Below are 26,799 nucleotides of genomic sequence, written 5' to 3'. Positions count from 1 at the left end.
TCGCCACGATCTGCTGTTCCTCGGCGGACAGTTCGCTCACTGTTGACTCCCTCGTCGATCTGCTACAGGTGTGGGTATACTTTAACATAGATTAAAATATGGAAGGGTGGTCGCTAGATGACGGGACGTTCTCCGCGGAGGTCGGTGCTCTGCGTGCCGGGTGGTGACGAGTACAAGATCCGCAAGGCCATGGGGTCCGGTGCGGATCAGGTCGTGATCGATCTCGAGGACGCGGTGCCGCCGGCGGACAAGGATCGGGCGCGAGCGCTGTTGGGCACCATCGACTGGAGCGACTTCGCCGCGCTGCCGTCGATCGCGGTCCGGGTCAACGCAACCCGGACTCGCTGGTGCCATCTCGATCTCGATGCGGTTGTTCGGTCGTCGGTCCCGGCGAGCGCGATCGTGCTGCCCAAGGTCGAGTCCCCGGGCGACCTCGAGTTCGCCGACCGCCTGCTCGATGGCATCGAGTCCGATGTCGCGGGCGCTGAGCCGCTTGCGCTGGAAGCGCTTGTCGAGACGGCGGACGGGCTGAGCCGCATCGATCAGATCGCCTCGGCCACGCCACGACGACTCTCGGCGCTGATCACCGGATACGCCGATCTCGCCGCATCGCTGGGCCGAGCTGCTGGACTCGATCCGATGTATTGGATCGGAGTACAGGACAGGATGATCACAGCCGCACGCGCGAATCGCTTGGACATGGTGGACGGCCCGTTCCTCGGAGTGGGGCTCGACGACGCGTTTCACGCGGCGGTGCGGCACGCGGCCCAGCTGGGGTTCGATGCCAAGTGGGCGATTCACCCTCGTCAGCTGGACGCGATCACACTCGCGTTCGAGCCGTCCAGCGCGCAGGTGGAGTACGCGCGGCGGGTGGTCGATGCGCTGGCGGCGGCTCATGACAGTGGTCGTGGTGCGGTCGAGCTCGACGGTCAGATGATCGATGAAGCGGTGGCGGTCGCCGCTCGCCGCACCCTGCTCAAGATCGGAGTTGCGCTGTGAGGGCGGAAGGGCCGTACTTTGACGAACTCGAAAAGGGTCAGGTGTTCGACTCCGCCCCGTCGGTCACCCTGACCGACGGGCTGTCCGCGCTGCACCAGTCGGTGGTCGGCGATCGGCTGCGCCTGCCGCTCGACTACGGGCTCTCGGCTGCGGTGACGGGCGCGCCTGGTCTCGCCCATCCAGCGCTGGTGTGGGATGTGGCGATAGGCCAGTCCACCGTGGTGACCCACCACGTCAAAGCCAATCTGTTCTATCGCGGTCTCGTCTTCCGGCGCACCCCGCACCTGGGCGACACGCTCACGACAACGACGACGGTCGAAGGGCTGCGTCAGAATCGGCGTCGTCCGGATCGCGCTTCGACGGGTCTCGTCGCGCTGCGTATCCACACCGTCGACCAGCATGGCCGGGATGTGCTGGACTTCTGGCGCTGTGCCATGCTTCCCCTGCGCACTGATGGCGACACGGGCCACGCGGATGATCTCGACCGAATCGGATCCGGTTCGGATGCGAACTGGATTGCGGCGGTTGATGATTGGGACTCGGCCGCGCTCACCTCGGGCATGCCTTCCGCTGTTCCCGATGCCGGTGAGCAAGTCGAGGTGATCGGCGGTGACGTGGTCGACGCGGCTCCTCAGCTCGCCCGTATCAGCCTGAATGTCGCTCAGGTGCACCACGACGAGCATGCGGCGGGCGGCCGGCGGCTGGTGTACGGCGGTCATACCATCGGCATCGCGATGTCCCAGGCTTCCCGGGCGTTTCCGGGCCTGGTGACGGTGCTGGGCTGGCACGGCTGCGACCACGTCGGTCCGGTCTATGAAGGTGACACTGTGCGCAGCGTGATCGCTGTCGAGAAGGTGGATGCGGCCGCTACGGGCGCTCGCCTCGTGCATCTTCGATCGGAGGTCTTCGCCCGTGGTGGCTCGGTACCCGAGGGTGAACGCCGCGTCCTGGACTGGCGCTACGTGGCACTGTTCGCCTGATCCCCTCGCGCTCGCGCAGGTGGCGGCGTGGGGACCGCTGTAGGGGACCGAGCACCCCTTGCGCGTAAGTCGACTTATGCTTACGATGCTCTTACAGCCTATGAGGCACGCCACATGGCGCACTCGTCGATGGTCGCCCGGAATCCCGATCGAAGGAGTCCAGCGAACTCTCGTACGGAATTCAAATCGAAGTTATATTCTATGAACGCAGGGGCGGCGCCCCGTGGGAGAGGAACTGACATGGCCTTCAAGGACGCGGGCGAGGTGCAGAAGTACATCGGCGGGATCTTCGAGTCGGCATTCGCCGACCCGGAGATCGGCCCGAAGCTGGCTGCGACCGGCGTTGTGCTCGGCTTCGATTTCTCCGATCCAGACGTCTTCCTGACCATCGACGCGCCCAAGGGCGTGATCGAGCTGGGCCAGGAGAGCTTCGGCAAGGCGACCGCGACCATGCGGATGACTGCGGACACGGGCAACGCCTACTGGCAAGGAAAGGTCAATCTGCCACTCGCGATGGCGAAGGGCAAGATCAAGATCGGGGGGAATATCGCGAGCATGCTCAAGCTGGCTCCGCTGGGCAGCAGGCTCTACCCGGTCTACATCGACAGCCTGAAGCAAGACGGTCGCGCGGACCTCCTGGTCTAGACGGCAGAGCAACGGATCTAGCGAAGAGGAATCGCACAATGTTTCCAGGCGTCCACGCTGCGTCGACACCGGACAAGCCCGCCGTGATCATGGCTGGTTCCGGCAGGACGATCACCTACCGCGAGCTGGATGAGAATTCGGCACGGCTGGCCCGGGTATTGCACGACCTCGGGCTGCGCACCGGCGATGTGATCGCGATGCTGTCCGACAATGCTCCCGAATGTTTCGAAATCTACTGGGCTGCACTGCGTTCAGGCCTGTATGTGACGGCGATCAACCGGCATCTGACACCCGCGGAGGCCGCCTACATCGTCGAGGACTGCGATGCGAAGGTGGTATTCGCATCCGCCGGGGTCGGCGAGCTCGCCGACGCGGTACAGAACCTGGTTCCGGGGGTCGAGCAGTGGCTGGCCTTCGGTGGGGACGTCGCGGGTTATCGGTCGTACGCCGACAGCCTGGCTGGTGCGGGCGAGCGCCTCGAGGAACAGCCCCGTGGGTCCGACATGCTGTACTCCTCCGGTACGACCGGGCGCCCCAAGGGCATCAAGCCGCCCCTGCTGCCCATCTCGGTGGACCAGCCGGGTGATCCGCTCACCATGGCCGTCGGGAAGCTCTTCGGCATCAACGAGTCCGACATCTATCTGTCGCCGGCGCCGGTCTACCATGCCGCGCCGTTGCGATGGTGCGGAGCCGTCCAGGCCTATGGCGGAACCGTCGTGATGATGGAGAAGTTCGGCGCGGAGGACATGCTCCGGGCGATCGAGCAGTACCGGATCACGGCCACCCAGGTTGTTCCGACCATGTTCGTGCGGTTGCTGCAGCTGCCTGCCGAGGTCCGCGATCGCTACGACATCTCGAGTCTGCGGTTGGCGGTGCACGCGGCGGCACCGTGTCCACCGGAGGTCAAGTCCGCGATGCTCGAGTGGTGGGGGCCGATTCTCGTCGAGTACTACGGTTCCACCGAAGGCAACGGTCTGGCCGTGATCACGAGCGCGGAGTCGGAGAAGAAGCCGGGCTCGGTGGGGCGCAGCATGCTCGGACCGGTGCACATCTGCGATGACGCCGGCGCGCTGTTGCCGGCCGGCGAGGTCGGCACGGTCTACTTCGAACGCGAGACCCTGCCGTTCACCTACCACAAGGATCCGGACAAGACCGCCGCCGCCCAGCATCCTGAGCATCCGGCATGGACTGCGGTCGGTGACCTCGGCTACCTCGATGAGGACGGCTACCTCTTCCTGACCGACCGGAAGTCTTTCGTCATCATCTCCGGCGGTGTGAACATCTACCCGCAGGAGGTCGAGAACATTCTCACCCTGCATCCCGCGATCTTCGATGTGGCTGTGATCGGTGTTCCCGATCAGGAAATGGGCCAGCAGGTCAAGGCTGTGGTCCAGCTGCAGCCCGGCATCCCGGGTAGCGATGAAACCGCGGCGGAGATCGTCGAGTACGCCCGCGAGCGAGTGGCCCATTACAAGGCTCCGAAGACCGTGGACTTCGTGGACTCCCTGCCGCGCACCGCGACCGGCAAGCTGGTCAAGCGTGAGCTGGAACAGCTGTACACAGCGAGCCCCCGATGACCGCCGGGTCTGTACCTGCCGTGATGGAGCGGATGCGGCAGGGATTCGCCTCGGGTAGGACCCGTGGTGTCGACTGGCGGCTCACCCAGTTGCAGAACCTGGTCAGACTGCTCGACGAGCGCGAAGACGAGATCATCGCCGCGCTTGCCGAAGATCTGGGACGGAACAAGCAAGAATCCTGGTTCGGCGATATCGCCTCCACCCGGGGTGAAGCGGTCTTCGCGATCAAGCATCTGCGCGGCTGGATGAAGCGACAGCGCCAGCCGTTGTCGCCGATCCAGTACCCGGGCTCGGCATGGATCCAGTACGAGCCGCTCGGCGTCGTCCTGGTCATCGGGCCGTGGAACTATCCGGTCTTGCTGGCCCTGGGACCGCTGGTCGCGGCACTGTCTGCGGGCAACTGCGCCGTGATCAAGCCCTCGGAGATGGCGCCGTCGACCTCGGCGCTGCTGGCCCGGCTGGTGCCGAAGTACCTCGACAACGATGCCGTCGCTGTCGTCGAGGGTGATGCTGTCGTGACCCAGGAACTGCTGGCGCAGGGATTCGACCATGCGTTCTTCACCGGCGGTACCGAGGTCGGCAAGAAGATCATGGCGGCTGCGGCCCCGACCTTGACTCCGGTGACCCTGGAGCTCGGCGGGAAGAGCCCCGTGATCGTTACCGCAGACGCTGATCTGGATGTCGTGGCACGTCGGCTGGCCTGGGTCAAGTTCATGAACTCGGGACAGACCTGTATCGCGCCGGATTACGTTCTCGCCGATTTCCGGATCAAAGACCGGTTGGTGGACAAGATCATCGAACGGATCGGCGAGTTCGAGCGGGATGGCCACCCCGACGGGCGGCGGATCATCAACGAACGTCAATTCGATCGCCTCGCCGGCTACCTCGAACAGACGCGCGGCAAGGTGGAAATCGGTGGACGGGCCACCCGTGCGTCGTTGTCGATCGAACCGACGGTGGTTGTCGACCCGGATCCGGACGAGCCGTTGATGCAGGAGGAGATCTTCGGACCCATCCTGCCGGTGCTGTCCTACGAAAGTCTGGATAGTGCTGTCGCTTTCGTGAACGGGCGATCGAAACCACTCGCGGCCTATTTCTTCTCTGGTACGAGAGCGGTGCAACAGCGACTCGTCGACGAGATCCCCTCGGGTGGCGCGGTGATCAACCACATCGCGATGCACCACCTCGTGCCACAGCTGCCGTTCGGCGGAGTGGGCGCGAGTGGCATCGGCGCTTATCACGGTCGGTGGGGATTCGAAGCACTGAGCCACCGGAAGGCTGTCTTGAAGAAGACATTCAAGCCTGATCTTCGAATCATCTACCCGCCGTACACCGACTTCGCGATGAAGATCCTTCGAAAGATCTTCTGAGTCGGTCGGTTCACACTCCTTGCTGTCGAGTGAACCCTCTCCCCGCAGCGAGGAAGACACGCCCTGGGACTCGTGCCGACCTGTCATGTGCCGGTCCCAGGGCGTGCACCCGGCAATACGGGGCAGCCCACTTACCGCAGCAAGACCTGACAGCGAATCGGCGCCGCCATCCGAGCTCCGGGTTCAGCACCACGTCTTGGACGGCGTTCAGAACATCACGGTGTCAGAGGAATTGGAGTAGCACGAATGACTGTTCGGACAGACGGTTCAGACGTGAACACCGGACCGCTCGCAGGCTTGCGTGTGATCGAACTGGCAGGAATCGGCCCAGGCCCGTTCGCGACGATGATGCTCGCTGATCTGGGCGCAGACGTGGTGCGCATCGATCGCCCCGCTGCCGCCGGAGTCTTTCCCGGAAAGCCGGAGGAGGATCTGCTCAATCGGGGCAAGCGATCGGTCGTCGCCGACCTCAAGCGTCCCGAGGCCGTCGAGACCGTGTTGACGCTGCTCGAGCGAGCGGACGTCGTCGTGGAAGGTTATCGCCCCGGGGTGGCCGAGCGGCTCGGATTGGGGCCGGACGCGTGCTGGGAGCGAAATCCTCGCCTCGTCTACGGGCGGATGACGGGTTGGGGCCAGACCGGTCCGCTCGCGCAGAGCGCCGGGCACGACATCGACTACATCGCCGTGACGGGCGCCCTGCACACCATCGGTGAGGCAGACGGCGCGCCGCAGGTGCCGCTGAACCTCGTCGGAGACTTCGGCGGCGGCGGGATGTATCTGGTGGTGGGGATCCTGGCTGCGCTCCGTGTCGCTGAGCGGACAGGCCAGGGCCAGGTCGTCGATGCGGCGATTGTCGATGGCGCAGCGCACCTGCTCACCGGAATTCACGCATTCCTCAATGCCGGGGCGTGGGATGACCGGCGGGGTGCGAACATGCTGGACGGTGGCGCGCCCTACTACGCGACGTATGAAACTGCCGACGGTCGCCACATGGCCGTGGGGGCGATCGAGAGCAAGTTCTATGCCGAGTTGCTGGCGCGCTTGGCGATCGACGCCGAACCACGGCAGCAACACGATCGCAGTGAGTGGCCGGTGACTCGCGGCAAGATCGCGGCGGCCTTCGCGACGCGGACTCTCGCCGAATGGTGCGAGGTCTTCGACGGTTCGGACGCGTGCGTCGCGCCGGTCGTCAGTCTGCGAGAGGCCGTGACCCACCCGCATGTCGAGGAGCGTGGATCGATCATCGACCGTGGTGGCGTTGTCCAAGCAGCGCCGGCGCCGCGCTTCTCCCTGTCGAAGACTTCGCTGGGCAGTCCACCGCCTGTCCCCGGCGAGCACACAAGGGCCGTACTCGAAGAGTGGGGGATCGCGGACGCGACTGACCTCATCGAGCGCGGCGTAGTCGGTTGAATCACCCAAGGAGGCAGTGATGAAGGTAGTTGTCGACCGCAGCAAGTGCACGGGGCTCGGAATCTGTGAGTCGCTCGCACCGGCGTTCTTCGAGATCGACGACGGTGGCGACCTCGTCCAGCTCAAGGAAGATATCTCGGAGGACGAGCTCGCCGCTGTCGAAGAAGCGGTGCAAGGGTGCCCGACTGAGGCGCTTCAGATTCTGGAGTGACCCGGATCCGTCAGGCGGATCCGGTGTCGGTCTTGGCGGCGGCCCGCCTCGGCGCTTGCCGCCGCCGAGGCGGCGATGCCGGTTCGCCGGGCGCTTCGGCCGTTGCCATCCCGGATCGAATCAACGATTGCGCCGTGCGGATGACAGTCTCCAGGGAACCTCGACGAGGTGTCCACCACTCCGCGGCCCAATTCAGCGACCCCATGATGAGCATCTGCGTGACGTGCAGGTCCAGTTCGGCCCGGATCTGGCCCTCGGCCGCGGCGTCCTTGATCAGCTTCCGCCAGATCGTGCCGTAGTTGGCTTCCTCGGCGAGTTGGCGGGCCCGGAGGTGCTCCGGGACCTGGCCACTGTTGCGGATCGCCGCGGTCGCGTAATCCGACAGCTCGAGCTCATGCCGAAGGTGCGCATCGATGGCGATCATGATGCGTTCGATCGGCGAGACATCGCTGGGTATCTCGTCCAGAACACCTTGCAGGTGGCGGACCATATCGGCGATCCCGCTCCACATGACCTCCTCGATGAGCTCCTCACGCGAGGGGAAGTAGTAGTAGATCGCGGGTGCCTGGAGTTCGGCGTACTCGGCGACATCGCTGAGCCTCGTCCCGGCATAGCCCTTCATGCTCAACACCTGGGCAGCTGCATCCAGGATCCGCCGACGGGTCCTGGCCGACTTGGAATCGGGTGACTGATCGTCATCCTGCGCCGCCTGCAACTTCGATTTTCTAGCCACCGTTCAACTATAGGGCACAGCTGTCGCAACACGCGTTGCCAGCAGGGTGGTATGGCCGATGGTACGGAATGAATTGAATCGGTGTTATATGCTGCCATGCTCGATGTCCCTGGCGGTCCACACCGGCCTCAGGTCGCTGCCGGATGCTGCGAGAGCAGATGCTCGAGGAGTTCCACCAGGACCTCTTTGGCGGAATCGAGCGCGCGGACGTCGCAGAGCCGGACCGGCACGTGCTCGTCGAGATCCAGGGCTGCGCGGATTTCGGTGACGCTGTACAGGGGAGCGCCGTCGAAGCAATTGACACCGACGACGAAGGGCAACCCGCGGCGTTCGAAGAAGTCGACCGCAGCGAACGAGCTGTCGATTCGGCGCGTATCGGCGAGAACGACCGCGCCCAGCGCACCGGTTGCCAGCTCGTCCCACATGAACCAGAACCGGTCCTGTCCGGGTGTGCCGAAGATGTAGAGGATCAGGTCGGAGGCCAGGGTAACGCGGCCGAAGTCCAGAGCGACCGTGGTCGTCCGTTTCTCCTCGACCCCGGAGAGATCGTCGACACCGTCGCTGAGCTCGGTGAGTATTTCCTCGGTCCGCAGCGGCGGAATCTCGCTGACGGTCGACACCATCGTCGTCTTGCCGACCCCGAATCCGCCGGAGATGAGGATCTTCACCGAATCCGCCAGTGTCGGCGCGGTTACAGTGTCACAGCGATCGGATACCATCCAAAACCATTCTCAGCAGGTCCAACTCGGGAGTTTCAGCCGGCCGCGAGACAGCGACCGGCCGGGTGATCAGGTGGCCATCCGCGAGGAGATCTCCGATGAGAATCTTGGCCAGGGTCAGTGGAAGATGCAGAAGTGCGGCGACTTCGGCAACCGAGTGCGGCGTCCGGCACAACCGGATGATCTCCAGGTATTCGCGTTCGCTACGGCGGACGCGCCCCACCTCGTGCACGCTGAGCACCATCGTGATCATGTCCAGATCAGGTCGCGCGCCGTGGGTACGTCCGCGCGCGACAGCGTAGAGACGCACCAGCGGGCCCGCATCATCGTCGAATTGTGATGTGCTCCTGGACATCAGGGTGTCCGAGCGATTCTCAACCCGCGGTCGGGTCGCCGCGGCGCCGTTGTCAGGAACGAACCGACGCGCTGCACGGTCTGATTCATCTCGTAGGCGACCATGCCCAGGTTGGCGCTGGCTTCCGAGAGCAGCGCCAGGCAGGCATTCGGGCCGGCCGAAGTGACGAAGAGCACGGCATGGTCGAGCTCGATCACGGCCTGTCGTACACCGCCACCCTCGAAGCGCTGGCCGGCGCTGCGGGCGAGGCTGTGCACCGCAGAAGACATGGCGGCGAAATGCTCGGCCGCCTCTTCGCTCATGGCGCTGGAACGCCCGAGCAGCAATCCATCGGTGGAGAGCACAACGACTTGGTGCACGCCGACAAGTCTTTCGGCGAGCTCGTCGAGCAGCCAATCGAGTTTGCGGGCTTGTGGAGCGTTCACGTCAGGCCTTCGTCTTCGTAGGGGTCGTCTGGGTTGGTGGCGGGCTTCGAAATCGGCTGGCGTCCTTGGCGAGTTCCCGCCTCGATCGCCGACATCACGTTCCGAGCCTGATCAGCGGTCCACTCGCTACCGCGGTGGCGGCCGCCGGATTTCTGGTCGGTAGTGGGCGTTTCCGTCGGTTCGTTCGTGAGTTCCGGCGCGATACTGGCCTGCCGATGACGACGTGGAAGCGCTGGGCGGCCATCGGGCGTGATGGATGCGACATGGCTCGCATCGATCCTCGCGAAGTCCGAGTGGTGGGAATCGATCGTTGTTTCGGTTCGCATCGAAGCAGATGGGGCATCCCACGATGTCGATACCGAAGGCATCGGATTGCTCTGTGCGAGGTGCATCTGATTCTCGGACAGCTGAATCGGGGCTGAACTTCGATAGTTGATCGACGGCTGCTCGGCTATGGATACGAGGGCATCGTCTGCATCGTCGCTGATGAGTGCCGTCGGGAGCACGACGATGGCGCGCACTCCGCCGTAGGCCGACTCGGTCAGCCGCACCGTGGCATTGTGCCGGGACGCCAGCTGCGAGACGACGAACAAACCGAGACGTGAGTTGTCGGACAGTGTCGTGACGGTGAAATCGGGCGGGTTGCGGAAGTTCTCGTTCGCCAGCTGGAGGTCGGCTTCGGACATGCCGAGCCCTTGGTCGGTGACATCGATGGCGATACCCTTCCCGACGACCTGCGCGGTGACTTCGACCTTGGATTCCGGGGGTGAGAAGGCGGTTGCGTTGTCCACCAGCTCCGCCAGGAGATGGATGGTGTCCGCGACGGCGCGACCGACGATCGAGACATCGGGAACTCGGGCGAGATCGACCCGTTGGTAGTGCTCGGTCTCAGCGATCGCGCTGCGGACGATATCGGACAGGGACACCGCGTTACGCCATCGGCGCCCCGGCTGGCCACCGCCGAGAATGATCAGATTCTCCGCGTTGCGCCGGGCGCGGGTCGCGAGATGGTCGAGACGGAACAACAGCTCCAGTTGGGTCGGGTCCTCCTGGGTGCGCTCGGCCTTGTCGAGCAGCGCGAGCTGCCGATGAATGATGCCTTGGCTCCGATACGAGATATTGACGAACACGGCGTTGACGCCGGCCCGGGTCTTGGCCTCCGCGACCGCCGCCGCGACCGCCGCTGCCTGGGCTCGGTTGAACGCGTGCGCGACCTGCCCGATCTCGTCGTCGCCGAAATCGAGCTGTACCGCGTCCTCCGCGTGGACGGGCAATCCCTCACGCAGCTGTGTGGTGATCCGCGGCAAGTGTTCGTCGGCGAGTTCGAGCGTCTCCTCTCGGAGCCGGCGCAGGCGCCGAATCAGCCGGCGTGAGAGCTGGGCGGCGACGAGATAGGCGCCGGCAGCGACCAGCAGCACCCCGCCGCCGTTGAGCAGGGCGTGGTCGAGCGCACGATCCCCATCCTTCGTCGCCGAGTGCAGTGCGTACCGGTAGTGCTCTCGCCAGAGGTCGAGCAGAGCGACGGTGACCTGGGTCGCGACGTCCTGCCACTCGGAATTGTCGAGGGGAGTGCGAAACCCGCCGGTGGTGTGGGTCGTGGGTTCGGCGTCGTGGTGATCGACGATCGCGTCCTCTTGCGTGCGGAGACGAAGCCAGGCGGCGCTGGTCGTGAGGTTCTCCAGTGTCGAACGTTCACCCTTGGGCAGGTGTGGGGCTATCGCCGCGAGTTCGGTGCGGTAGGTGCCGATGTCGTAGGCGAACTGCCTGTGCGCATCCGTGGAAAGGTCAGCTTCCCGCAGCGATGCCATGGCGAGCGCGTTGCTACGGGACATGGATTCAGCCACTCGAAGCAGTCGAGTGGCCACGGCCAGTTCGATGCTTGTGTCCGGCGTCGGGGAGTCTCGGCTGATGAGCTCGGTGCTGCCGGTGTACACGCTGAGGATGCTGTTGTAGTAGTCATAGGCCTCGGCGAGAGGCAGCGTGCCGAAGTCGGCTCGTTGCCGGATCGTGGGAAGTTGGGCGGCGAGGACGCGACCCTTCGCAACATCTTCCGTGAGTAGTTCCGGATCGATGTCGGTGAACGAGGCGCCGGCCGCGAGGATCTCGGCGATGGCGCCGTCGACCCGGACACGTTGCTGGGCGAGATCCCGCCGACTCGCTGCGTCACCGGTGATGGCGAGCAGGGTCAGGCGTCGCTCCTGCTGAATCTGGATGGCGAACGTGATGCCGGGCGCGCTGTCCCGGTCGACGCGGGCCGCCCAATCCTTGTTGTCGGTGCCCTGGTCGACGAGCACGCCGGCGATGACCGATCCGGTGGCGAGCAGCGCGAAGCTGGGTACGAGAGCGATGGAGAGGATGCGGCCTCGAATGCCGATCTTGGCCTTGAACACTGCCCCAAAGTAGCGTATCCGATCGGCAAAGTTTGACTATGGATTAAATTACTTTCGAGTAGCGCAGGTTTCCGGCCAGCAAGCGTAGGTTGCGGATCGGATCGTAAGAATCTAATGTAGGATAAAAATCCACGGCGGCAATGGTGTCGACCGGAACGCCTGAGAGGTATGGGTTGATGCTCCCCGATGTCTTGTGCTCGCGGCTGGTGCTGCCGGTCGTAGCCGCCCCGATGTTCATCATCTCGGGTCCTGATCTTGTTGTCGCACAATGTGAGTCAGGGATTATCGGCTCGTTTCCCGCGCTCAATGCCAGACCGGCGAGCATGCTGGACGACTGGCTTGCCGAGATCACCGAGCGGCTCGCCGACCACGACGCGGCTGTGGGCGGCGGACGTAAAGCGGCACCGTTTGCGGTGAACCTGATCGTGCATCGCAGCAACTCGCGTATCGAGGATGATCTGGAACGTATTGTGCGACATGAAGTTCCGCTCGTCATCACCTCGCTAGGAGCTCGCGAGGACGTGAATGAGGCTGTGCACTCATATGGGGGTGTCGTGCTGCACGATGTGATCAACGATCGTTTCGCGCGCAAGGCAATCGAGAAGGGTGCCGACGGCCTCGTCGCTGTCGCGGCGGGTGCGGGCGGCCATGCCGGTGCGCTGTCGCCGTTCGCCCTGGTGCAGGAGATCCGGCAATGGTTCGACGGGCCGCTGCTGCTCTCGGGAGGCATCGCGCACGGCCGCTCGGTCCTCGCGGCGCAGGCCGCGGGAGCGGATCTCGCCTACATCGGTTCGGCCTTCATCGCTGCGCAGGAGGCGAATGCGGCCCCGGAATACAAGCAGAGCATTATCGATAGTTCCGCGTCCGACATCGTGTACTCGAACTATTTCACGGGTGTGCACGGGAATTTCCTGCGCAGCAGCATCGCGGCAGCGGGACTCGACCCCGATAGTCTGCCCGCCGGTGCTGCGCAGCAGCTCGGCTCCGCGCCGGACGCGTCGAAACCGGCGGCATGGAGTCAGATCTGGGGATCCGGTCATGGAATCGGCGTGATCGATCGAGTCGAGAGCGTCGCGGACATCGTGCGACGGATGCGCGGCGAGTACGAACGAGCCGTGGACGGAATCACCGCAGCAGCATGGTGAACGCCTGATCCAGCCCTTCGGCGGACACCACCTGGTGTCCGCCGAAGGGCTGTTTTCGTCGGTCTTGTCGTTACGCGCTGAGTGCGTAGGTGCGCACACTGCTGCTCAGGTCGGAATAACTAACCCGGCCCTGCATCGTCAGCACATCCAGGTGTGCGTGAATTTCGGTGACCGCGGACAGCTGATGGTCGATCGGCAGTTCGTCGAGTCGCCGATCCCGGCGGGTCCATCGCAAGGCGCTGGCCACCTCGTAGGCGGTGACCGAACCGGCGGCGACCTCATCGCAGATCTCGTCGAGCCGGCGCTGATGGTGAACAAGAAGCTCATCGATGCGGCCATGACCACTGGCTGTCAGCGGACCGTGTGATGGCAGCACCGCGGCATCCGGGAGTTCGCGCACCAGTTCGAGTGAGGCGATGTAGGAACGGAGTGGATGCGCCTCGGGCGCCCATTCGAAACCGACCGACGGGGTGATGTGCGGGAGGATATGGTCGCCGGAGAACAGCAGCCCACTCTCGGCGTGATGGAAGACGACATGTCCGCGCGTGTGGCCCGGCGTCGAGACCACCTCGATCTTCCCGTTGCTCAGTTCGAAGAGGTCGCCGTGTTCGAGCCAGCGGTCCGGCGACCCGAACGGAACGCCCATTTCTTCCGCGGGCGCGGGCGCGGCGGCGAGCTCCTGCGCGAGCGCGGGCGCTCCGCTGAGGGCGAGGAGTTGCGCATGGTTGGGGAATCGGCCGGCGTCGACGCGGAATCCTTGGATACTGTGCCGTTCTCCGCTGCCGACCATGAGCTCGCAGCCGAGCGTGCGGCGCCAGGCGAAGGCCTGCGAGTAGTGGTCCCAGTGATGGTGCGTCGCCAGGCAGGTGGTGATGTCGTCGAGGCTATAGCCGAGTTCTCGCAACGCCGAGGTCATCGCGGCTTCGGTCGCGGGCCCGTACCAGCCCGGGTCGATGACCACGAGTCCGGCCGCGGTCTCCAAGACGTACGCGTTGACGGTCCCGAGACCGTCGAGGGGGAGGGGCAGTGGAACTCGGTAGATTCCCTGCGTGACCTGGTGTGCGCCCGGTTCTGTCCAGTCCTCGGGTTGGTCGGCAACCGGCGGCATGTGCACCACTCTCTTTCGCTCGAAGGGTTCACTCTAGTTTCTACTCTAGATTAAGGACTAACCGGCCATCGAGTGACCCGCAGCACTTGCGGATAAGACGACTTATGTTAGACTTCCGATGTGATCCGGGGCACATACTGTGCTCGCCTATCCGGATCGCGGGCGTTCTCTGCCCGCGTACCTCCTGCGATTCGAGATGTAGGGGCGTTCTGATCGCAGAATCAAATCAAACATAGATAAGACTTCTGTTCAGTCGACCAGAAGTGAAGCGGGAAGGCTCGTGCATGGTGGACAGCGCTGTGTCCCATGGAAGATCGTCACCGGGTCGCGCCGAGGCGGCGATGGCGAAGGCCGCGATCGTGCCGCGGGCTGTGGGCCAGTTCTTCGGGACAACGCTCGATACGTTGCGTATGGTCCCGCGTCGTCCGTTCCAGATCCGGGAATTCATCCAGCAGTCCTGGTTCATCGCGAGCGTGTCGATCGTGCCGACGCTGCTCATCGCGATTCCGTTCTGCGTCATGGTGATCTTCCAGATCAATGTGCTACTCAACGAAGTCGGTGCCATCGACATGTCCGGCGCCGGCGCCGGAATGGCGGTCATCCGAGAGATCGGACCGGTGGCCACGGTGCTGGTGGTCGCCGGGTGTGGAGCCACCGCGATCTGCGCCGACCTGGGCTCGCGCACCATCCGCGAGGAGATCGACGCCATGCGTGTGCTCGGCATCGACCCGCTGCATCGGCTGGTGGTGCCACGAGTGCTGGCCTCCACCATGGTGGCTGTCTTCCTGAACGGGCTGGTGACCGCGGTAGGCCTCACCGGTGGCTATCTGTATGCGGTGTTCCTGCAAGGTGCGACACCGGGGCAGTTCATCACCGCGATTCCGATTCTGACCGGAATCCCCGATCTTCTCGTCAGCGAGCTGAAAGCCGGTGTCTTCGGCCTGCTCGCCGCCCTGGTCGCCTGCCATCTGGGGCTCAACGCGAAGGGCGGCCCGAAAGGCGTCGGTGACGCCGTGAACCAGACCGTTGTTTTCAGCTTCGTGCTGCTGTTCCTCGCCAATTCCATCATCACCACGCTGTGGCTGCACTGAACGGATCATCGAGATGAGTACAACTAGCGAATACAGCGTTTCCGACGCTCTGCGTCGGAAACGCCTGGGGCGCAGGCTCCTCGGCGCGACATCCGGACCGGTCGACGGGGTCGCCGGTCTCGGCGACCAGTTGTCGTTCCACCTGCACGGAATAGCGTGGATACCGCGAACTCTGCATCGCTATCGCCGGGAGATGATCCGGTTGGTCGCCGAGGTCAGCCTGGGCACAGGTGCGCTGGCTGTTGTGGGCGGAACGGTGGTGATCGTCGGATTCCTCACCGCTGCCGCCGGTTACGAGGTCGGTCAGCAGGGCGCCAACTCGCTCGGGCGCGTGGGAATCGAGGCCATGTCCGGCTTCATCTCCGCCTTCTTCAACACTCGCGAGGCCATTCCCGTCGTGGCGGGTGTCGCGCTCACGGCTACTGTCGGCGCGGGATTCACCGCTCAACTCGGTGCCATGCGCGTCAGCGAAGAGATCGATGCCCTCGAAGTGATGTCGGTGCCCGCGGTGCCCTATCTGGTCACGACTCGGATCCTCGCCGGCGTAATCGCGATCGTGCCGCTGTACGCGATCGCCCTCTTTATGGGCTACGCCTCTACGCAATTCGTCAGCATCGTACTGTCCGGACAGTCGGCGGGAACCTATGCGCATTATTTCAATGTGTTCCTGGTACCGAGTGACGTGTTGTGGTCACTGGCCAAGGTCATCACGTTCGCGCTGGTGATCATGTCGGTGCACTGTTACCACGGCTACCACGCCTCCGGGGGGCCGGCGGGCGTCGGTGTCGCCGTCGGTCGCGCGGTGCGTGCCTCGCTCATCTCGATCATGATCATCGACCTCATCATCGGTATCGCCGTGTACGGCGGAATCCACTCGACGGTGCGGGTGTCGGGATGACACTCGAGGTCTCGCGGCGGCGTGCGCTGACACTCGGACTGAGCGCACTGTTCGCCTTCGTTCTCGCCGTTTCGGGCGCGATCGGCTCCTGCAGTGGAACATTCGTTTCCACGACCCGCGTGTACCTGTACTCCGATCGGGCCGGCCTGCTGATGGCGCCGGGGTCGGATGTCAAAGTGCGGGGTGTCGTCGTCGGACGGGTCAGCGCGGTTGCTCTCGACAACGAGCGTGCGAAGCTGACGCTGGATCTGGATCCTGATCAGGCCCTGCGCCTGCCTACCAATGTCGGTGCCGAGATCGCCCCCACCACACTGTTCGGTCGCAAGTTCGTCACGCTGGTGTTGCCCGATCAGTCGGCGGCTACCAAGCTGACGACGGGCGCGGTGATCGACGGCTCGAAGGTCGCGGTCGAGATCAACGATGTGTTCGAAACGCTGCTGGTCGTCTTGAAGACACTGGAGCCGCAGAAGGTGAACGCCACCCTGACAGCCCTGGGAACGGCGTTGGACGGGCATGGTGGCCGTTTCGGTGACCTCATGGTGTCGCTCGACCGCTACCTCGGGCAGTTCAACGAATCGATCCCGACGTTGCAACGCGACATTCCGCTGTTCGCCGACAACCTGGACACCCTGGCCGCAGCGACTCCCGACCTGATGGCGACGATGCAGAACCTCTCGACGACCAGCTCCACGATTGTCGAGAAACAGGCAGGCCTGAGCGCCTTCCTGATCTCCTTCACCAACTTCGGTAACACCAGCAGCGCGTTCCTCGACGCGTCGGGGACTCCGCTGATCGGGGCTGTGCAGGCGCTGGAACCGACGACCCGCGTGCTCGCCGAACAGTCACCGACATACCCGTGTTTCTTGTCGGCGCTCAACCAGGCCAGAAAGTACTTCGAGCGGGCGTTCGGCGGTGGTCGTCCGGGCCTGAACGCTCTGGGCACCATCTTGATGGGTGACCCGCCGTACACCTATGAGAAGGACCTCCCAGTGAATGGTGCAGACAATCCGCCCAGCTGCCATGGATATCCCTTCGGGCCCGGCAGCGCCCCACTCGGCCACGTCGATTTCAATACCGGCACGACGGTGTACGGCCCGGCCCGGTCCGCCGAGGATCTGCTCGGAAACCCCTTCGCGCCGCTGATCTACGGACTGACGCGATGATCGCCCGCCACGCCGGCCTGAAGCTGACGATCTTCCTGGCGATCACGTCGGTCGTCTCGGCGATGCTGATCGTGGTCGTCGGTGACCTCCGCTTCGTGCCGACCCGCAGCTACCACGCGCTGTTCACTTCGGCATCCGGTATGCACGTCAACGACGACGTGAAGGTCGCCGGCGTACCGGTCGGCAAAGTGAAGTCGGTGGAATTCGGCCGCGACAAGCTGGTCGAGATCGCCTTCAGCGTCGACCGCGACGTCGAGGTGCTGATGAGTTCCACCGTCGCGATCCGGTACAAGAATCTCATCGGCGATCGCTACCTCGAGGTCACGGTGGTGCCCGACGGTTCCGGCCGCCGCTCCGAGTACGATGCGATCCCGCCGTCGCAGACCAAGCCGGCTCTCGATATCGACAGTCTGGTCAACGGATTCAAGCCGTTGCTGCAGGGCCTCGATCCCGATGCGGCCAACAAGCTGTCCGCATCGCTGATCGCGGTGCTCAACGGTAACCAGCACAGCATCGCGGAGTTCCTCCGTCAGATCGGCACGCTGGGCAACACGCTCGCCGATCGTGATCAAGTGATCGGCGAGACCATCGAAAACCTCGGCGTAGCCCTTGCCGCGGTGCACGACACCGGAGACAAGTTCGACAGTCTGGTTGTCGATCTGCAATCGATGGTGACCGGGTTGAACAACGACCGTGCCACGATCACCGCCGGGTTGGATCAGATCACCGCAGGCACAACGGAAGTCTCCCAGCTGTTGGTGGACAACCGGTCCGCGATCGCCGGCGACATCGATGGGCTGAGGCAGCTGGCGGCAAATCTCGATGCCGACTCGGAAACACTGCAGCTGCTGCTGACCAAGCTTCCGACGACCTACCCGCTGATCACCCGGATCGGCAGCTACGGCAGCTTCGTCAACTGGTTCGTCTGCGGCCTTGCCATCCGATACCCCGCCGTCGGCGGTGGGCACCAGGACACCCCGATGTTCGTCGCTCCCGCCGAAAGGTGCCGAGACCAGTGACAAAGACATTCTCCGAACGCAATCCGGTCCGGATGGGACTGGTGGGGACCGGCGTGATCCTCGCGCTGCTCGTGCTGGTGTTCAACTACGACAAGGTCCCGTGGTGGCCCGGCCGCAGCATAGTAGTGGCGGAGTTCGCCGACGCCAGTGGATTGAGCACCGGTGACGCGGTGCAGATTTCTGGAGTCAAGGTCGGCGAAGTCGAGTCGATCGAGCTCAGCGGCGATCATGTGGCCATCGAGTTGAAGGTCCACCCTGACGGGCAGACGCTCGGCAGCCGGACGACCGCGGCGATCAAGGTCGAGACCGCGCTGGGGCGCCGCTATGTCGACCTCCGGCCCGACGGTGACGGTCCGAATGTGAAGCGTATCGCCCTGGAACGCACCACGTCCGGGTTCGATCTGACGGAATCGCTCAACCAGCTCACCGGCCGTTTGCAGAGCACGGACAAGGATCAGCTCGCCGATGCCGTGGACAGCCTGTCGTCGGTGATGGACACCTTGCCGGACAACCTGAAGTCCTCGTTGGACGGTATGTCGCGGTTGTCCGCGACCATCGGGTCCAGGGACAGCGCCTTGCGTGATCTGCTCGCCCACGCGAACTCGGTCACCGGCACGCTGGCCGAGCGCAATCAGAATCTGACTGCGCTGATGACCGACGGTGGATCGCTGTTCGCGGCACTCAACGACCGCGCACAGGTGATCCGGACGCTGCTGGTCACCGTCCGCACCATCAGCGACCAGCTGCGCGCCATCGTTCAGGACAACGCCGAAACCACCGCGCCGATGCTCGCCGAACTCGACCGGGTCGTGAACTTGCTCAACACGAACTACGACAACATCAACGCCGCGATTCTCGGGTTGCGGCCGTACGTCAGCCAGCTCGGCGAGGCCGTGGCGAGTGGTCCGTTCTTCGGCGCATTGCTGCAGAACATCGCGCCGGCGAACCTCAACGGCCAGCAGCCGGGAAGCCCTGGAGAAGGTAACCGATGAAATTCCTTCGCACGACCTCGACTCGAATTCCCTGGCCGGGACGCATTCTCGCCGTTCTGGTCGCGCTGGCTCTCGTGAGCACCGTGGTGGCGTGGTGGGCCGCCGAACGCTCGATGGTTCGGGTCACCGCTTATTTCACGAACTCGGTGGGGTTGTACCCCGGCGATAGAGTGGCGCTACGTGGTGTTCCGGTTGGGGAGATCGAAGAGGTCACCCCGATCGGTGACCGAGTGCGAGTCGTCCTGCATTTCGATGCCGACCATCCCGTCGCCGCCGATACTCACGCAGTGATCGTCGCGCCGACACTGGTGTCGGGCCGGTACGTTCAGCTGACATCGAAGCGATCCGGTGACGCCGAACTCGCCGACGGCGCGGTGATTCCGCTCGAACGCACCGCGGTGCCGATGGAATATGACGAGGTCAAGCGCCAGGTAACCGACCTGGCATCGCAGTTGGGGCCCAAGGACGGTAGCGAGACCGGAACACTCACCCGGTTCACCGACGCGACCGCGAAAGCGCTGCAAGGCAACGGTGCGACCCTCAACGAGACACTGGTGAATCTGTCGAAGGCGATGCAGACACTGGCCGACGGCGGCCCGGATCTGTTCGGGACCGTCCGCAATCTCCAGGTCGTGGTGTCGGCGCTCGCCGCCAACGACGACCAGGTGCAGGTTTTCGTCAATCAGCTTGCCGGAGTATCGCATCTGCTGAACGACAACCGGACGCAGCTCGCGGCAGCGATGCAGTCGCTGCAGGCGATGATGCCCGAGGTCCAGGCGTTCGTGGCCGACAACCGTGACGCATTGGTCAAGAATGTCGCGGCCCTCACCACTATCACGCAGCTGCTGGTCGACCGCGAGGACGACATCGCATCGATCCTGCACCTCGCGCCGACGGCGATCGCCAACTTCTACAACATCTACGACCCCGACTCGCACTCGCTGACCGGCAACCTGGCATTGCCGGACTTCCCGGACCCGGTGTCGCTGATCTGTGCTCTCTTGACCACGGTGAATGCCCCACAGCAGGAATGCTCGCGCGCCAGTGCGAACTTCGGCGACTTGTTCGGCTCCGCGGCACGCGCGGCAATGGGTGGCGGCGCGCCCGCTCCCGCGCCGGGCCAAGTCAGTGGTATCCCAGGGCTGCCGCCCGGGCTGCCCGCGATCCCCGGTCTGTCCGACCTACTCATCCCGGGAGCCGGACGATGAAACCTTCCCTCACAGTGCGTCTCGGCGGCGTCGTGCTCCTGAGCACGTTGCTCGCCACCGGCTGTCGCTTCGACGGCGCCAATTCGATTCCCTTGCCGGGCAACGCGATTCAGAACGGCGCCTATACGGTTCAGGTGGAATTGCGGGACACGCAGAACTTGGTCGCGAACTCGTTCGTCAAGGCCGACAACGTCACGGTCGGAATGATCTCCTCGATCGCTGTCCGCGACCACATCGCGGTAGCGACACTGAAGATCGACAAGGGCGTCCGGCTGCCGTCCGACGTGAAGGCTCGATTGGCGCAGAGCAGTGTGCTCGGCGCTCAGTATCTCGAGCTCACGACCAGCGACCAGGCACCCGGCAGTTCGCTGCTGCGCGACGGGGACGTGATCCCGTTGTCGGCGAGTTCGGAGTACCCGGCGACGGAGGAGGTGCTCGCAGCACTGTCTCTGGTGCTCAATGGCAGTGGATTGCAGCAGGTCCGGACCATCATGGCCGAACTGAACGAGGGATTCGGCGGCCACGAGGAAGCCATCAATCGCTCGTTCGACCGTCTCGCCACCTTCGTCGAAGGATTGAATGCGCAGCGAGACGATATCGTGCGGGCGATCGACAGCCTGGACGCCTTCTCCCGGGAGCTCGCGCAGCAGAAGGACACGCTGCGGACGGGCATCGAGCAGATTCAACCGGCGCTGGGTGTCCTCGATGAGCAGCGGGCTCAACTGGTCACCATGCTCGACAGTGTTGGTACTTTCGGGCAGCGCGCGGCGGAAGTGCTGACGGCGAGCCGGGACGATATTACCGCCAACTTGCACAGCCTCCAGCCGGTGCTGAGCCAGCTGGCTGCCGCCGGCTCCGATCTCACCGGTTCGCTGCTCGTCGCAGCGACGTTCCCGTTTCCGGTCACGGTGGCGGACAAGGCCATCAAGGGCGACTACGTCAATCTCTTCCTCACCCTGGACCTCAGTGTCGAGACGATTCGGGACAAGGTCATCGGCAGCATTCCGCTCGAGGACCTGATTCCGTTGTCCAATCGTGCGGTGAATCCGCTGACCGCGCCGCTCCAAGCCGACCCCGCCGGCGAACCACCGGTCGCCGGCGCCGACCAGAACGGAGGCCGGTGATGAAGACCCGTCTCGTCAAAGGCCAGCTGATCGTGTTCTCGTTGCTCGCTGTTGTCAGCGTGGTATATGGCGCCGTTCACTACATCGGTATCCAGCGTGTCACGGGAATCGGAACATATACGGTGACAGCGGATTTCACCGACGGCGGTGGCATCTACGAATCCGCGTCGGTCACCTATCGCGGTGTCGAGGTCGGCCGGGTCACCGGTGTCGATCTGCACGACGGTGACGTTCAGGTTCGGATGCAGCTGCGGGATGGCTGGGATATTCCGGCCGCCGCCGGAGCTACCATCAAGAGCACCTCCGCGATCGGTGAGCAGTACGTCGACTTGGTCCCCACGGACGAAAACGGACCCTACCTCGCGGACGGGTCGCAGATTCCGCGGTCACGGACGGCGGTGCCGATCCCGACGAGCGACGTGTTGGACAAGACGCAGACCTTGCTGTCGAGTGTCTCCACGAACTCCCTTCGCATCACACTCGACGAAACCTTCCAGGCCGTCAACGGAACGGGTCCGGCGCTCGCCTCGCTCATCGAGTCTTCCGCCGCATTCCTCGACCTGGCGCAGGCCGATATCGGCCCGACGCTGGCGCTGATCCACGATGCGGAACCACTGCTGCATACCGGAAACTCCGTGCGCTCGGAGATCCGTTCGGCGGTCAGCGACCTCGGTTCGTTCACCGCGCAGCTCGCACAGAGTGACGCCGATCTGCGTGGCGTGCTGGACCGTGGTCCGTCCGCCGCGGATACCGTGGCGGGCACGCTCGCGGATCTGAGCACCCCGTTGCCGGCCATGCTGGCTGATCTGCAGACCGTCGGCCAAGTGGTGCGAGTGAATCTGCCGGGCGTGCGTCAGGTCCTCGTGGTGTACCCGGCCCTGGCCGCGGCGGTGGACTACAGCGTTGTCGGTGGTGGATTCCAGACCGACGGCAACATGCTCGCGCCCGCGGCGGCGCTGGATGTCAAGCTTGGCAACACGCTGAACCCGCCGCCGTGCACGGAGGGGTATCAGGCGACCCAGCGCCGTGACCCCTCCGATGTCGGTCCGGCCGAGATTCCGCTCGGGAATTACTGCAATGTCGCGCCGGACGAGCCGAAAGTGATCCGAGGTGCCAGGAACACGCCCTGCGCCACCGATCCGTCCGTGCGCACCGCCGAGGTTGCCAACTGCCCGCGAGGCCTGCCCTCGACGTGGGAGGAAATGCTCGCGCACCCCGGTGAGTCGGCATCCGAGCCGCCGAAGGCTCCCAGTACCCCCGCTCCGCGGACCCCGGCTGCTGTCAGGACCGACGCTGTCGCACCGGCCGCATTGACCGTTCCCTACGCCGAAGGCGACGGGACATTCCGAGGCCCTGACGGCCTCACCTACGTCCTCGGGCTCTCTGCCCGCAGCGCCGCCCACGGAGAGGAGAACCAGGGATGGCAATCACTGCTGATCAAGTAGATGCTGATCGAGAAGATCAGGTGCACGAACCGGACAAGGTGGAACTCGCCGCAGATTTCAGCGGCTCGCCTCAGCGAGAATCGAGTCCACGGTCGATATGGGCGATTGCGCTGCTCGCCGCCGCGGTACTGATATTGGGCGGTGTGAGCGTGAAGCTCGGGATGGATGTGCGCGGCAACGCGCTGGACGACGATCGAGACGGCGCGGCGCTGGCCGCGGCGAATCGAATCGCTGTCCAGCTCGTCACCCTGAACCACACCTCGGCCAACCAGAATCTCCAGGCCATCGCCACAGACTCGACAGGTCCGTTCCGGGACCAGTGGGACAAGATCTCCAAGAATTTCGCCAGCGTGCTCGAGAACGGCAAGGTCGATTCCACCGGTGAGGTCAAGGAATCCGGTCTCGTCGACATCGATGACGCGCACGCAACCGTGCTGACCGCGGTCACCTCCACGGTCAAGAACACCGAAGCCCCTGAGGGACAGCAGCGGGTCTACCGCATGAAGATGACCCTCGACCACTCCGACGGCCGCTGGCTCGTCTCGAACGTGGAGTTCGTCGCATGACCATCGACACCGCAACGACCGACCTGGAAGAAATCGATCAGAAAGCCGCGGCCGTCGATGCGGACGGTACGCAGCAGCAGAGTGATTCGGCGCGGCGGGATCACGGTGCGGGCGGGCGTTCCGGACTTCTCCGCTCGGTTCGCTGGCTGTCGGGCCTGAGCCGCCGCGCGACGATCTCGACTCTCGTGGTCCTCGCGCTACTGCTGTGCGTGGTGACGGCGACGACGGTGGTCTTCGCCCGCAGCACCGCGGATCACCAGGCCACCGCGGAAGCGGTGCGAGGTGCGCGCGCCGCCGCGGAATCCACTGTGCCGAAGGTTCTTTCGTACGACCACGCCACCATCGACCGTGAGTTTCCCGCAGTGTCGGAGAGCCTGACCGGAAAGTTCCGGGACGACTTCGGAAAACTGGGTTCGAGCGTGATCATCCCCGCCGCGCACCGCGATTCGATTGTCACCACAGCGACGATCGTCGGCACCGCCGTGGTCTCGGCCACCAGCGAGAAGGTCACCCTGCTCCTGTTCCTGAACCAGGAGACGACCAGTACCAAATATCAGGGACCTCGCCTGGACGGCAGTCGGGTGCGGGTGACCATGGATGACGCCGCGGGTAGCTGGCTCATCTCCGACATCACACCGGTCTGAAACTAACGAGGAGAGAGAGTCGCCATGGGCGTCGAGGTCAAGACCGAAGGCATCACCAAGTCGTTCGGTTCGCAACGTATCTGGCAGGACGTGTCGATCACGCTCCCTTCGGGTGAGGTGAGCGCCCTGCTCGGCCCCTCGGGTACCGGAAAATCTGTGTTCCTGAAGACGCTGATCGGTCTGCTGCGCCCCGAGCAAGGCTCCATCTATATCGATGGCACCGATATCACCGCCTGCTCCAGCAAACAGCTCTACGACATCCGCAAACTGTTCGGCGTCCTCTTCCAGGACGGCGCGCTGTTCGGCTCGATGAACCTCTTCGACAACGTGGCGTTCCCGCTGCGCGAGCACACCAAGAAGACCGAATCCGAGATCAAGCAGATCGTGATGGAGAAGCTCGAGCTGACCGGTCTGCTCGGTGCCGAGGGCAAGCTTCCCGGTGAGATCTCCGGCGGTATGCGCAAGCGTGCCGGCCTGGCCCGCGCCCTGGTCCTGGACCCGCAGATCATCCTGGTCGACGAACCGGACTCCGGTCTGGACCCGGTCCGTACCACCTATCTGTCGCAGCTGCTCATCGATATCAATGCCCAGATCGACGCCACGATCCTCATCGTGACGCACAACATCAACCTGGCCCGTACCGTGCCGGACAACATCGGCATGCTCTTCCGCCGCAACCTGGTCATGTTCGGCCCCCGCGAGGTGCTGCTCACCAGCGACGAGCCGGTGGTCAAACAGTTCCTCAACGGTCGCATGATCGGCCCCATCGGTATGTCCGAGGAGAAGGACGAGGCGCAGATGGCGCGCGAGCAGGCGCTCGTCGACGCCGGTCACCACCACGGTGGCGCCGAGGAGATCGAGGGCATCATCCCGCAGATGGTCGCGCAACCGGGCATGCCCGTTCGCCAGGCCGTCTTCCGCCGCCAGGCACGGGTACGCGAGATCCTGCACACCCTGCCGCGCGTCGCGCAGGAGGCCATTCTGGCCGATATCAATCAATCCGTCGAGCCGCCGACTGCTGTGCTGGAAGGCATCGGTCCTGTGCGGTGAGCCGACACGCTTGACGGTCTCGCATGTGGTCAACTACAGTTTCAAATCTATATTAAAAGAATTGATGAGAGCTGGTCCGACGATGAACGTTGACAAAGACGGTTCGCGCGCTGTGCTGCAGGGCGATGAGCGAACTGCAGCAAAGGATCTGGCCGCCACCCTGTACGACGCCTTGGCGACGGGAGACCGCGAGCGGTTGGACGCGATTCTGCATCCTCGGTTCGAAGGCCGGACTACCGAAGGAATGCCGTTCGAGCTCGGTGGCGTGTACCAGGGGCCCGACGCCATGCGTCGCGATTTCTGGGGTCGCATCGCCAAGTACTACACGGCGCGGGCCGAACCGACGCGGTTCAACTGGCTCGATGACGGCCGGCTCGCGGTCTCCGGTCGATACACCGGCACCGCTCGTGTCGGGCATGGCGTTCTCGACGCCGAGTTCGTCCATCTGCTGACCTTCTCGGACGGTCGAATCGTCGAGCTCGTGCAACTGACCGACAGCGAGCAGTGGCACAAGGCGCTGACACCGGAAAGCGGGCTGCGGACCGTCGAGTTCTCGGTGACGGACGGGATCGCTGTGCTTCGTCTCAACCGGCCGCGTCAGCGCAACGCGATCGACCAGACAATGGCCGACGACCTCTACGAGGTCGCCCAGCGTTGCGCGGCACTGGTGGGTCTGCGGGCACTGCTGATCGTGGGCAACGGCCCCGCGTTCACCGTCGGGGGCGACATCACGGTTTTCGCCGACACCGAGCCCGGAGATCTGTCGACGACGCTGCGGCGCATGGTGACTCCATTCCACGAGGCGCTCCGCATCTTTGCCGAGTTGCCGATTCCGGTCGTGAGCGCCGTGCACGGTTCCGTCGGTGGCGGTGGCCTCGGTCTGGTGTATTGCTCCGACGTCGCTCTCGCTGCGGAAGGCACGAAGTTCGCAACAGGGTTCACCACACTGGGACTGTCGGGGGATGGCGGAACCTCGTGGTACCTACCACGGCTGGTCGGTTTGCGCCGCGCGCAGGAGCTGTATCTCGGCCGGGTGCTGGATGCTGTCGAAGCCAAGGAATGGGGGTTGATCTCCGATGTCGTCGATGCGAGCGAGCTCGAGACGACTGCGCTGAGCCGGGTGGAAGCCTTGGCGGCCGGTCCGACTCGTGCGTACGCGGAAATCCGGGGACTACTTCGCAGTGCCGACTCGTCGACGTTGCCCGAGCAGTTGAGCGCCGAGATCGATGCGTTGGCGCGAACCGGCGCGACGGTCGACGCCGCACGTGCTGTACGCACGTTCATCGCGAAGTCCGCACCCGCTTTCGAAGGGCGGTAGCAATGACCGGCGCGGAAGCCCAGCGGGCGGCGTGGCTTCGGCGCTGGTTGTCGGAGCGCACGTCGATCAGCGGTGAAATCCATGTCGAGCGAACAGATTTCGGTCACTCGAATATCGCGAGCCTGGTCAGTGACAGGGCTGGGACGGCCGGTTCGGTCTTTCTGCTCCGCAGCGGGCTGGGGTCCGATATCGAATGGTGATGCTGCTCGTGCTG

Annotated in this window: 27 protein-coding genes; 21 read left to right on the top strand and 6 right to left on the bottom strand. The window is 64.3% G+C overall.

Annotated features, from left to right (window positions below):
* The first annotated feature begins 117 nt into the window (after positions 1–117).
* The 7 genes from ACFVAV_RS33980 to ACFVAV_RS33950 all read left to right on the top strand — a co-directional run bounded on the left by ACFVAV_RS33980 (position 118) and on the right by ACFVAV_RS33950 (position 7,192).
* On the top strand, positions 118–999 hold the full coding sequence (locus ACFVAV_RS33980; protein WP_379039744.1) for an HpcH/HpaI aldolase/citrate lyase family protein: 882 nt from the start codon (positions 118–120) through the stop codon (positions 997–999).
* Positions 996–1,979 (top strand): MaoC family dehydratase, encoded by a 984-nt coding sequence (locus tag ACFVAV_RS33975; protein ID WP_379039743.1) that lies wholly within the window; start codon positions 996–998, stop codon positions 1,977–1,979. The genes ACFVAV_RS33980 and ACFVAV_RS33975 overlap by 4 nt, the downstream gene beginning before the upstream one ends.
* 240 nt (positions 1,980–2,219) lie before the next feature.
* A complete protein-coding gene (locus tag ACFVAV_RS33970; protein WP_379039742.1) occupies positions 2,220–2,624 on the top strand; it encodes an SCP2 sterol-binding domain-containing protein in 405 nt (134 codons plus the stop codon).
* A 38-nt stretch (positions 2,625–2,662) separates the two neighbouring features.
* Positions 2,663–4,201, top strand: a complete 1,539-nt coding sequence (locus ACFVAV_RS33965) for an acyl-CoA synthetase (RefSeq protein ID WP_379039741.1) — start codon at positions 2,663–2,665, stop codon at positions 4,199–4,201.
* Positions 4,198–5,571 (top strand): aldehyde dehydrogenase family protein, encoded by a 1,374-nt coding sequence (locus ACFVAV_RS33960; RefSeq protein ID WP_379039739.1) that lies wholly within the window; start codon positions 4,198–4,200, stop codon positions 5,569–5,571. Before ACFVAV_RS33965 ends, ACFVAV_RS33960 begins: the two co-directional genes overlap by 4 nt.
* A gap of 273 nt (positions 5,572–5,844) precedes the next feature.
* Positions 5,845–6,981 (top strand): CaiB/BaiF CoA transferase family protein, encoded by a 1,137-nt coding sequence (locus ACFVAV_RS33955; RefSeq protein WP_379039737.1) that lies wholly within the window; start codon positions 5,845–5,847, stop codon positions 6,979–6,981.
* 19 nt (positions 6,982–7,000) lie between these two features.
* Positions 7,001–7,192, top strand: coding sequence for a ferredoxin (locus ACFVAV_RS33950; protein ID WP_379039736.1), 192 nt, complete (start codon positions 7,001–7,003; stop codon positions 7,190–7,192).
* Between the two features lie 10 nt (positions 7,193–7,202).
* On the opposite strand, the gene ACFVAV_RS33945 is transcribed toward ACFVAV_RS33950, so the two are convergent.
* From ACFVAV_RS33945 to ACFVAV_RS33925, 5 genes are all read right to left on the bottom strand, one after another.
* Positions 7,203–7,925 (bottom strand): TetR/AcrR family transcriptional regulator, encoded by a 723-nt coding sequence (locus ACFVAV_RS33945; RefSeq protein WP_379039735.1) that lies wholly within the window; start codon positions 7,923–7,925, stop codon positions 7,203–7,205.
* A 128-nt stretch (positions 7,926–8,053) separates the two neighbouring features.
* Positions 8,054–8,644, bottom strand: coding sequence for an ATP/GTP-binding protein (locus ACFVAV_RS33940; RefSeq protein ID WP_379039734.1), 591 nt, complete (start codon positions 8,642–8,644; stop codon positions 8,054–8,056).
* The gene (locus tag ACFVAV_RS33935; RefSeq protein WP_379039733.1) at positions 8,625–8,999 is read right to left on the bottom strand and encodes a DUF742 domain-containing protein; all 375 of its coding nucleotides are present in this window, start codon (positions 8,997–8,999) and stop codon (positions 8,625–8,627) included. Before ACFVAV_RS33935 ends, ACFVAV_RS33940 begins: the two co-directional genes overlap by 20 nt.
* Positions 8,999–9,424 carry a roadblock/LC7 domain-containing protein gene (locus tag ACFVAV_RS33930; protein WP_379039732.1) on the bottom strand — a complete coding sequence of 142 codons (426 nt, stop codon included), beginning with the start codon at positions 9,422–9,424 and terminating at the stop codon, positions 8,999–9,001. Before ACFVAV_RS33930 ends, ACFVAV_RS33935 begins: the two co-directional genes overlap by 1 nt.
* Positions 9,421–11,814, bottom strand: coding sequence for a nitrate- and nitrite sensing domain-containing protein (locus tag ACFVAV_RS33925; protein WP_379039731.1), 2,394 nt, complete (start codon positions 11,812–11,814; stop codon positions 9,421–9,423). The genes ACFVAV_RS33930 and ACFVAV_RS33925 overlap by 4 nt, the downstream gene beginning before the upstream one ends.
* A 173-nt stretch (positions 11,815–11,987) precedes the next feature.
* Here ACFVAV_RS33925 and ACFVAV_RS33920 point away from each other — a divergent pair, with 173 nt between their 5' ends.
* A complete protein-coding gene (locus tag ACFVAV_RS33920) occupies positions 11,988–12,959 on the top strand; it encodes an NAD(P)H-dependent flavin oxidoreductase (protein WP_379039730.1) in 972 nt (323 codons plus the stop codon).
* Positions 12,960–13,029: 70 nt separating this feature from the next.
* Here the strand turns inward: ACFVAV_RS33920 and ACFVAV_RS33915 are convergent, their stop codons facing one another.
* Positions 13,030–14,067, bottom strand: a complete 1,038-nt coding sequence (locus ACFVAV_RS33915) for an MBL fold metallo-hydrolase (protein ID WP_379039729.1) — start codon at positions 14,065–14,067, stop codon at positions 13,030–13,032.
* 341 nt (positions 14,068–14,408) lie between these two features.
* Here ACFVAV_RS33915 and ACFVAV_RS33910 point away from each other — a divergent pair, with 341 nt between their 5' ends.
* From ACFVAV_RS33910 to ACFVAV_RS33850, 13 genes are read left to right on the top strand one after another with little or no spacing between them, the layout of a single operon-like run.
* Complete coding sequence (locus ACFVAV_RS33910; RefSeq protein ID WP_379039749.1) at positions 14,409–15,158, top strand: MlaE family ABC transporter permease; 750 nt, start codon at positions 14,409–14,411, stop codon at positions 15,156–15,158.
* 13 nt (positions 15,159–15,171) lie between these two features.
* The gene (locus tag ACFVAV_RS33905) at positions 15,172–16,056 is read left to right on the top strand and encodes an MlaE family ABC transporter permease (protein ID WP_379039728.1); all 885 of its coding nucleotides are present in this window, start codon (positions 15,172–15,174) and stop codon (positions 16,054–16,056) included.
* Positions 16,053–17,219 (top strand): MCE family protein, encoded by a 1,167-nt coding sequence (locus tag ACFVAV_RS33900; protein WP_379039727.1) that lies wholly within the window; start codon positions 16,053–16,055, stop codon positions 17,217–17,219. The genes ACFVAV_RS33905 and ACFVAV_RS33900 overlap by 4 nt, the downstream gene beginning before the upstream one ends.
* On the top strand, positions 17,216–18,238 hold the full coding sequence (locus tag ACFVAV_RS33895; RefSeq protein WP_379039726.1) for an MCE family protein: 1,023 nt from the start codon (positions 17,216–17,218) through the stop codon (positions 18,236–18,238). The genes ACFVAV_RS33900 and ACFVAV_RS33895 overlap by 4 nt, the downstream gene beginning before the upstream one ends.
* Positions 18,235–19,230 (top strand): MCE family protein, encoded by a 996-nt coding sequence (locus ACFVAV_RS33890; protein ID WP_379039725.1) that lies wholly within the window; start codon positions 18,235–18,237, stop codon positions 19,228–19,230. Before ACFVAV_RS33895 ends, ACFVAV_RS33890 begins: the two co-directional genes overlap by 4 nt.
* Positions 19,227–20,438 carry an MCE family protein gene (locus ACFVAV_RS33885; protein WP_379039724.1) on the top strand — a complete coding sequence of 404 codons (1,212 nt, stop codon included), beginning with the start codon at positions 19,227–19,229 and terminating at the stop codon, positions 20,436–20,438. Before ACFVAV_RS33890 ends, ACFVAV_RS33885 begins: the two co-directional genes overlap by 4 nt.
* A complete protein-coding gene (locus tag ACFVAV_RS33880; protein WP_379039723.1) occupies positions 20,435–21,562 on the top strand; it encodes an MCE family protein in 1,128 nt (375 codons plus the stop codon). The genes ACFVAV_RS33885 and ACFVAV_RS33880 overlap by 4 nt, the downstream gene beginning before the upstream one ends.
* Positions 21,562–23,007, top strand: coding sequence for an MCE family protein (locus ACFVAV_RS33875; protein ID WP_379039722.1), 1,446 nt, complete (start codon positions 21,562–21,564; stop codon positions 23,005–23,007). Before ACFVAV_RS33880 ends, ACFVAV_RS33875 begins: the two co-directional genes overlap by 1 nt.
* Positions 22,983–23,573: a hypothetical protein gene (locus ACFVAV_RS33870; RefSeq protein WP_379039721.1), complete on the top strand. Its 591-nt coding sequence runs from the start codon at positions 22,983–22,985 to the stop codon at positions 23,571–23,573. Before ACFVAV_RS33875 ends, ACFVAV_RS33870 begins: the two co-directional genes overlap by 25 nt.
* On the top strand, positions 23,570–24,217 hold the full coding sequence (locus ACFVAV_RS33865) for a hypothetical protein (RefSeq protein ID WP_379039720.1): 648 nt from the start codon (positions 23,570–23,572) through the stop codon (positions 24,215–24,217). The genes ACFVAV_RS33870 and ACFVAV_RS33865 overlap by 4 nt, the downstream gene beginning before the upstream one ends.
* A 24-nt stretch (positions 24,218–24,241) precedes the next feature.
* Complete coding sequence (locus ACFVAV_RS33860; RefSeq protein WP_379039718.1) at positions 24,242–25,267, top strand: ABC transporter ATP-binding protein; 1,026 nt, start codon at positions 24,242–24,244, stop codon at positions 25,265–25,267.
* Positions 25,268–25,292: 25 nt separating this feature from the next.
* A complete protein-coding gene (locus ACFVAV_RS33855) occupies positions 25,293–26,585 on the top strand; it encodes an enoyl-CoA hydratase-related protein (RefSeq protein ID WP_379039717.1) in 1,293 nt (430 codons plus the stop codon).
* Positions 26,586–26,587: 2 nt separating this feature from the next.
* Positions 26,588–26,785 (top strand): hypothetical protein, encoded by a 198-nt coding sequence (locus ACFVAV_RS33850; RefSeq protein WP_379039716.1) that lies wholly within the window; start codon positions 26,588–26,590, stop codon positions 26,783–26,785.
* Positions 26,786–26,799: the final 14 nt, after the last annotated feature.

The organism is Nocardia sp. NPDC057663 (genome assembly GCF_042799895.1).
GTDB lineage: Bacteria > Actinomycetota > Actinomycetes > Mycobacteriales > Mycobacteriaceae > Nocardia.
This window is presented reverse-complemented; position numbering and strand designations above follow the sequence as displayed.